We start from the raw sequence: 7,467 nt of genomic DNA, 5'->3' as shown, positions 1-7,467 counted from the left end.
ACCTCCTCGAAAGCGGAACGGAGCAACGTCCGGTCGGCGCGCAGGGCCGTCCAGGCGGTCGGGTGCTCGGCGAACAGCCACAGCGCGCTGCTGATCGCGTTGATCGTCGTGTCCATGCTCGCCACCAGGTACGCGCGCAGCAGCCGTCCCACTTGGTGCTCCCCGATCACGCCCCGGTCGGCCGCCTGATACAGCGCCTCGCCCCAGCCTCCTGGGGCCAGGTCGTCGCGGTTCATCATGGAGATGAGCTCGTCGAGCAGCCGTTCGGAGACCTGTACCGACGCCGTCGTCCGTTCATTGAGGGGGCCGAAGGTGTTGAAGAACGCGTCGGCGAACACGAGTACCTCGTCCCGGGCGCGCAGGGGCATCCCGATCAGATCCGCCACCACCGTCAGCGGGAACACGCGCGCCAGATCACTCACGACGTCGAAGGAACCGCGGGCCACCACGGACTCGACCAGTTCGGTCGCGCGCCGACCGATGTCGTCCTTCAGGCCCGCCAGCGCGCGCGGGGCCAGGCTCTCCGACAGCACCGAGCGCAGCACGTCGTGTTCCGGCGGGTCCGTCGCCAGCACACCACCCCGGCGTGCTTCGTTGAGCGACGGCTCGTAGCCCACGCTGTCCACGGAGGAGAACCGTTCGTGGTCGCGCAGCGCGGCCCGTACGTGTTCGTACCGGGGCAGCGCCCAGCAGTCGTAGCGCTCCAGATACACGGCGGCGCCCGTCTCCCGCAACGCCGCGTAGGCGGGGTAGGGATCGGTCAGGACATCGTCGGCGAAGATGTCCACGTCGGACACCGGAGTAGCGGCCGTAGTCATCGTTGACTCCCCATCATTCATCGCGGTGAACTGCATGCGCTCGTGTTTGCAGCTTCGTTCGACCCGCCCGCCCACAGGCCGGTGGCGCCCCGGGCGTGGCAGGCCTGGAGGGGCAGGGTGGGTGTGCAGAGCCTGGGTGTGGCCCGACTGCGCTGTGACGCTCCTGACGAAAGGGAAGCGGTGTGCCTGCCTCAGGCGCCGATCATGTTGAAGCCGCCGTCGGCGTTGAGGTAGACACCGGTCATGTGGGAGGCGTCGTCGGTGGCGAGGAAGAGGGCGGTGCCCGCGAGTTGGGCCGGGCCGGGGATGCGGCCCATCGGGGTCTTGGCGATCATGTCCTCGCGGCGGCCGGACTTCCAGTCCGCGCGGCTCAGGAGGGTCTCGGTCTCGATGAAGCCGGGTGCGAAGGTGTTGACCCGTACCAAGGGGGCGAAGGCCTGGGCGTAGGACTTGGTGATGCCGAGGATGCCGTACTTCGCGGCGGCGTACTGCGGCGCCCGCGCGCTGCCGCGTACGATCACGGTGGAGCCGATGTTGACGATCGATCCGTGGCCCTGGTCCAGCATCCGGGAGCCGATCTCGTGTGTGCAGAGCATGGTTCCCTTGATGTCCACGGCGAGTACGTGGTCGATGGACTCCTCGGTGAGGTCCCGCCAGGACATCTGGTCGCTCGCCACGTCACCGACGTTGTTGACCAGCACGTCGAGGCCGCCGAACCGGAGGAAGACCTCCTCGGCCATGCGGATGACGTCGGAGTGGACGGCGATGTCGGCCTGCACGGTGAACGCCTCGCCGCCCACGTCCTTGATGCGGGCGAGGGTCTTCTCGGCTCCGGCGGCGGAGCTGCGGTAGTGGACGGCGACGCGGGCGCCCTCCTGGGCGGCGCGCACGGCGATCTCGGCGCCGTAGCCGGTGCCGGCGCCGGTGACCAGGACCGTGCGGCCCTCGAAACGGCGGGGGATGGGCATGGCGGGCGGGGTGTGGTCGGACATGCGGGTCCTTGTCTGCGATGGTCGGACGCCGGTTTCCGGGGGTGAAGTCGCAGAGGCAGCCGACGGGCTGTCGCGGCTCTCAACTCCCCGACGACCGCTGGGCGGGGCCGGTGAAATGCTGGCGGATCTCGCCGATGCCCGCGATACGGCTGACGAGTTCGTCGCCGTCGGTGAGGTAGCGCGGCGGGTTCATGCGGTTGCCGACGCCGGCCGGGGTGCCGGTGAAGACCAGGTCACCGGGGAAGAGTGGCAGCACGGCCGAGAGCCGGGCGATGAGTTCCGGCACCGGGAAGATCATGGACTTGGTGCGGTCCTGCTGGACGACCTCGCCGTTCAGCACTCCGGTGATCTCGAGGTCGTCGGGGTCGTCGAGTTCGTCCGGGGTGACCAGGACGGGGCCGATGGGGCCGAAGCCGGGGAAGGACTTGCCCAGGCTGAACTGGGCGGGCTTTCCTTGGAGCTGGGCGACACGTTCGGACAGGTCCTGACCCACGGCCAGGGCGGCCACCGCCTCCCAGGCGTGGTCTTCGCTCACCCGGTAGGTCTCTCGGCCGACAACGGCGACGAGTTCGACTTCCCAGTCGACCTTGCCCGGAGGGAGGGCGACGCTGGTGTGCGGGCCGGTGACGCAGGCCGGGAACTTGGTGAAGACGAGCGGTTCCCCGGGCGGGGTGAAACCCGCTTCAGCAGCGTGCGGCGGGTAGTTGAGGGCGACGGCGAACACCTGGCGGGGGCGGGGCACCGGCGCGCCGAGCGCGGTGGGGACGACCGGGATGTCGTACGCCTCCGCGGGCAACCCGACCGCCCAGTCGCGTAGGCGTGGCCAGTCTTCCAGCAGTGCCATGGGGTCGTCGGGCAGCCTGCCCTGCGAGGCCCAACGGATGTTCGCGGCCCGGTCGCCGCTGACCACGACGCTGTGGCCGCCGAGGACGCCGAGCCTCACCAGTCCACCTTCGCGGGTACGGGGGTCCCGTGCCCCTCCTGCCAGCTGACGATGGGGGTGCGCAGCACGCCGAGGCGCTCGACCTCGGCCTCGACGACGTCGCCGGGCTTGAGGTACATGTCGGGGTCGCCGCTGAAGCCGGCCACGCCCTGGACGGTTCCGGTCGTGATGAGGTCGCCGGCGCTGTAGCCCTGCGGGGAGTGGTAGGCGACCAGGTGCGGGATGGAGACCGACATGCGGCTGGTGTTGGACTTCTGCCGGACCACGCCGTTGACCCGCAGTTCCATGTCGAGGTTCTGCGGGTCGGGGATCTCGTCGGCGGTGACGATGTACGGGCCGACCGGGCAGAAGGTGTCGATGGCCTTGCAGAAGGAGAAGACGCCGGACTCCATCTCGCGGCGCTGGATGTCGCGGGCGCGATCGCGTCGACGTTCTGGAAGAACACGATGCCCTTGTGCATGGGGTGCGACCAGTCGACGTTCTTCGACTCGTCCTCGTGCTCACGGAAGTTGCCGGAGGTGTGGAAGAACTTCTTCGGCACGATCGGAGCGCGCAGTGTCACGTCGTCCAGCCGCAGCCGCAGCCGGTCGCCGGTCTCCGAGACCTTGCCGTCGCGCTCGAAGTACTCCCGGGTGCTGCGGACTTCGAGGGGCAGCACAAGGCGTTCCTCCAGTTCCAGCCTGCCGACCCGTCCGTCGTCGAAGGTGATCAGCTTCACGGTTCTCCGCCTACTTTCGTAGAATGAAAGCTATATTCACTGTGTGAACTTGGGTTGAGTATTGAAGGGTCACCGTGGGCTGTCAAGGCGTTCTGGTGGCTGAGGCCCGCGGTCATCCGCACCGGATGTGCTGCCCTCGCCCAGGAAAACCCGCAGCTGGAGAGCGAGCATGGAGTAGTAGCCGACCAGCGTCGTCAGCTCGAACACACCGCGTTCTCCGGTTGCGGCCACGGCGTCGGCGTACTCGGCGTCGTTCAATGTGCCGTGCCGCAGCAGTGCCCTCGTCGCCCGAAGGGCACCGCGCTCGGCCGGCTCGGTGAGTTCCGGCATCCGGCCGGCCCGTAGTGCGGCCATCTCTGATTCGTCCAGGCCCGCGCTGGTGCGGCCGATGGCTTCGTGGGCTTCCCGCTCGAAGGCGCTGTCGAAGTGGGCGGCCACGGCGAGGATCGCCATTTCCCGCACGCGATCGCTCAGCGAGGAGTTGTAGCGCACGGCCGCGCCGAGGGCCTGCGTCGCGAGGCCCACCGGGGGACTCAGCAACATGGCGTTGAAGGGGCCGCGCAGCCGCCCCTCCTGGTCGGTCAGGGGAAACGCCTGCGGCCCCGAGGCGCGGGCGCCGCCGGTGATGGCCCGGTAGACCTCGGCCTGCTCCTCGTTCAGTTCACCGGGCAGCAGCCCGCCCAGACGCACTCCCATTTCCGTCCTCCTGGTTGCCCCATGGCGGATGAATCTGATGCTGACTTCCATAGAATGAAAGTGGACCGGGCCCCTCTGGCGTCCACTGTGCCCAGCAGACAGAAAGCGAGACCTTTCGTGCCGCCGCGTGAAAAGCCGACCGACTCCCTGCCCGCCGACGGCTCCGCGGCGTCCAGGCGCAGCTACCACGTCGAGGCACTGGCCAAGGGGCTGCGGCTGCTCGGGCAGTTCTCCGAACAGCGGTCGTCGATGAAGCTGACGGACATGGCCGCCGAGGCCGGAGTGCCGTTGCCGACCGCTTTCCGGATGGCCGCCACCCTGGTGACCGAGGGCTTCCTGGAGCAGCTGCCGGACGGCGCCTATCGTCCGGCCCCCAAAGTCCTCACACTGGGCTTCGCGGCGTTGCGCGGCATGGACGTGGTGGAACTCGCCGACGGGCCGCTGCGCCGGCTCGCCGCCACGACGGGCCAGACGGTCAACCTGGGCACCCTGTCCGGCGACCAGGTGCTGTACCTGATCCGGCTGCGCAACAACGACCTGGTGACCGCGAACATCCAGGTGGGCTCGCGGCTTCCTGCCGTCAACACCTCCATCGGAAAGGTCCTGTTGAGCGGTCTGGACGACGCCGAGCTGCACAAGCGCCTCACCGAGGAGTCCTTCACCGGCGCGACCGGCCCCAACGCGATCCGGTCCCTGGCGGAGCTGGGCCCGGTGCTGGCCGATGTTCGCGAGCGGGGTTGGGCGGTACAGGACGAGGAACTCGCCTACGGCCTGCGCTCGGTGGCCGCGCCCCTGTGTGACGCCTCCGGTTCGGTGGTGGCCGCGGCCAATGTCGCGGTACCCGCGATGGGATTTCCCGTCACCCGGCTGCTCGACGAGCTGCGCCCGCGCCTGCTGAACACCTGTCAGGAGATCACACGGCTGCTCGGCGGAAGGTGAGGGACGAGGCGGTCTGCGGTGCCGTCCTGTCCGGTCGGCTCCTGGCTCAGACGAGTGTGCGGCCACCGTCCACATAAAGCACCTGCCCCGTGATGAATGACGCCCGCGCCGAGGCGAGGAACAGCACGGCGCCGACCACGTCCTGCGGGGTGCCCAGACGCCCGGCCGGGACCAGGCCGAGCATCTCCTCGCGCATCCCCGGCCTGGCCAGGTACTCGCGAGTCAGTTCGGTCTCCGTGTAGCCAGGGGCGACCGCGTTGACGGTCACGCCGTCGGCGGCCCACTCACGGGCCATCACCTTCGCCAGCTGGTCCAGTCCGCCCTTGGTCGCGGCGTAGGGGGCATGGTGCGGGTGGGCGAGCCGGGAGGAGACGGAGGAGAAGAACACCATGCTCCCGCGCCCGGCCTGGCGCATCAGACGTCCCGCCGCCCGCCCGGCATAGAAGGCGCTCGACAGGTTCAGCGCAAGGATCCGCTCCCAGGTCTCGTCCGGTGTGTCGACCACCGCCCGGCGGTCGTTGGTTCCCACCGCGTGCACCAGCACGTCCAGCCCGCCGAGCACGTCGGCCGCCGCCCGGACGGCTTCGTCACAGCCCGTCGAGGTCGTGACATCGGCCGGAATCACGTGCACATCGACGTCCGCGAGTGCCGGCTCGTCCCGCAGAGCCTTGAGCTTCGCCTCGTCCACGTCCACGACGGCCAGGTGCGCGTCGGCGTCCGCGAGTCCCCGGGCGCAGGCGGCACCCAGGCCGCCGGCCCCTATGACGAGCGCCCGGCTGCCTTCCAGTCCCAACCACATCACGACTGCTTCCCCTCTTTCGTCCAATGAAAGTAACTTTCACAGTGACGATAGGTGCTTCCGTGATGGGATGTCCATCGCGGGAGTACGACCCGTCGGTGGCCCCCGGACCGGCCGACGAATGGGCATCCGGGGCATACCGCGAGGCCGGTCAGGCCTACTGGGCGTAATGCTGCGTGACCCCGGCGTGGAGGGGAACGCGCCCTTTCGTTGATGGAAAACGGTGTCCGGCACGGAACGGGACAGCGGGCGCGGGTGCCATGGGTGAGCCGCTTGGGCCGGTCGACACCCGAAAGCGTCACGCCTTCTCGGCCGCAAGCCCCGTCCTGCACGACGGGCCGTGCGGCGGGATGCCAGCCGCCACGGGGCGCCATCCGGGGCGTGCCGCCCTGATCCACTCGAAGGTGGACGCTGCGATATCAGTCCTGACCATGCGTATCCACGGCAGGGACGGCGACCACATCGATCGGGACACCGGCGTCGGCCATGACCGGCCACAGCTCCACGTCCACGCTCCTGTCCGCTCGCCGTGGCCTCGGCGCCCATGGGACCGCCCGTCGGCGCGCTGGTGACGGAGGCGGACACATGGCAACAACCTCGGGTTCCTGGTAACCGCCCTCGCCTGCCTGGCGGCCGCCGCGATCAGCGGGCTGTTCCTGCGCGGCGGCCACAGCTCAGGCATGGCCGTCCCCCTGCCCTGAGCAGTGCCGCGCGCCCCTCGCTGCTGTGCTCGGCGGCCATGACCCTTCCGCAGATCGGCGACGGCCGGGCGGCGTGGGCCCGTCGGATCCCCCTCGGAGTCCGGACAACGGTCACCGGCGACGGCCGAGCAGCAGCCCGCCGGCCGTCAGGGCCGAGGCGAGACCGAGGACGCCGACGGCGTGGGCCATGCTGCCGGTGGCCGATTCCAGGCCGATCAGGACGAGCGGGCTGATGAACTCGCCCGCGAAGAAGGCGGCCGTCCACAGTCCGGTGCCGCGGCCCCGGTCGGCGTAGCTGAGCCTGGACATCGCGATGGTCAGCAGCGAGGGCAACAGCATGCCGGTGCCGAGGCAGTTGAGCACCGCGCCGACGATCACGATCACCGGGCTGTTCGCCAGGGCGATCACCACGAAACCGGCCGCGCACAGGGCGAACACCAGGGGCAGCCTCCGGTCCGGGTTGCCGGACAGTCTGGTGAAGGCGATGGAACCGACCACGGTGGCGGCGCTGGCGACCGCGGTGGCCAGGCCGATGACGCCGGTGGACTTCACGCCCAGGTCGTCGAGCAGGTAGGACATCTCGACGGGCACGGTGTAGAAGACCATCGCGCCGAACACGGTGAGTGCGCAGATGCCCGCCAGCAGGCGCACGGGGAACGGCCTCTTCTCGCCCGCGGGTTCTTCGGCTTCCGCGGCGCCGGCCGGCCTGGGCCTGGACAGGGTGAGCGCCATCGCGGGGGCCAGCACCAGGCCCACGGCGTAGATCCAGAAGGGCGCGCGCCAGCCCGCCGAGCCGAGGGCGCCGCCGATGACGAAGAACGCGGTGGCGGAGATGGAGGCGCACATGGTCTGCAGGGCCAG

Annotated in this window: 8 protein-coding genes; 1 reads left to right on the top strand and 7 read right to left on the bottom strand. The window is 69.7% G+C overall.

The genetic code is table 11. The annotated features are described in order from the left end of the window. From JF597_RS52480 to JF597_RS52460, 5 genes are all read right to left on the bottom strand, one after another. Positions 1-818, bottom strand: an 818-nt coding sequence (locus JF597_RS52480; protein ID WP_294013989.1) for a cytochrome P450, incomplete at its 3' end; no start/stop codon positions are given. Between the two features lie 191 nt (positions 819-1,009). Further along, entirely contained in the window at positions 1,010-1,786 is a 777-nt protein-coding gene (locus JF597_RS52475) for an SDR family oxidoreductase (protein ID WP_366916581.1), read from the bottom strand. Between the two features lie 103 nt (positions 1,787-1,889). Further along, positions 1,890-2,753: a fumarylacetoacetate hydrolase family protein gene (locus tag JF597_RS52470; RefSeq protein ID WP_294013987.1), complete on the bottom strand. Its 864-nt coding sequence runs from the start codon at positions 2,751-2,753 to the stop codon at positions 1,890-1,892. Next, a complete protein-coding gene (locus JF597_RS52465; protein WP_294013986.1) occupies positions 2,750-3,145 on the bottom strand; it encodes a fumarylacetoacetate hydrolase family protein in 396 nt (131 codons plus the stop codon). The genes JF597_RS52470 and JF597_RS52465 overlap by 4 nt, the downstream gene beginning before the upstream one ends. A 395-nt stretch (positions 3,146-3,540) precedes the next feature. Beyond that, a complete protein-coding gene (locus JF597_RS52460; protein WP_294013985.1) occupies positions 3,541-4,167 on the bottom strand; it encodes a carboxymuconolactone decarboxylase family protein in 627 nt (208 codons plus the stop codon). A 117-nt stretch (positions 4,168-4,284) separates the two neighbouring features. Between JF597_RS52460 and JF597_RS52455 the strand changes: the two genes are divergently transcribed. Then, entirely contained in the window at positions 4,285-5,106 is an 822-nt protein-coding gene (locus JF597_RS52455; protein ID WP_294013983.1) for an IclR family transcriptional regulator, read from the top strand. Positions 5,107-5,152: 46 nt separating this feature from the next. Here JF597_RS52455 and JF597_RS52450 read toward each other — a convergent pair whose 3' ends face one another. Both JF597_RS52450 and JF597_RS52445 read right to left on the bottom strand, forming a co-directional pair. Continuing rightward, a complete protein-coding gene (locus JF597_RS52450; protein ID WP_294013990.1) occupies positions 5,153-5,905 on the bottom strand; it encodes an SDR family oxidoreductase in 753 nt (250 codons plus the stop codon). 812 nt (positions 5,906-6,717) lie between these two features. Further along, positions 6,718-7,467, bottom strand: a 750-nt coding sequence (locus JF597_RS52445; RefSeq protein WP_294013982.1) for an MFS transporter, incomplete at its 5' end; no start/stop codon positions are given.

It is taken from the genome of Streptomyces sp. (assembly GCF_019510245.1).
In the GTDB taxonomy this organism is placed as follows: Bacteria; Actinomycetota; Actinomycetes; order Streptomycetales; family Streptomycetaceae; genus Streptomyces.
This window is presented reverse-complemented; position numbering and strand designations above follow the sequence as displayed.

Bases quoted from the DNA above. Each gene is read 5' to 3' on its own strand.
- JF597_RS52450 (WP_294013990.1), bottom strand. From the start codon at position 5,905: ATGTGGTTGGGACTGGAAGGCAGCCGGGCGCTCGTCATAGGGGCCGGC.
- JF597_RS52460 (WP_294013985.1), bottom strand. From the start codon at position 4,167: ATGGGAGTGCGTCTGGGCGGGCTGCTGCCCGGTGAACTGAACGAGGAG.
- JF597_RS52465 (WP_294013986.1), bottom strand. From the start codon at position 3,145: ATGGAGTCCGGCGTCTTCTCCTTCTGCAAGGCCATCGACACCTTCTGC.
- JF597_RS52475 (WP_366916581.1), bottom strand. From the start codon at position 1,786: ATGCCCATCCCCCGCCGTTTCGAGGGCCGCACGGTCCTGGTCACCGGC.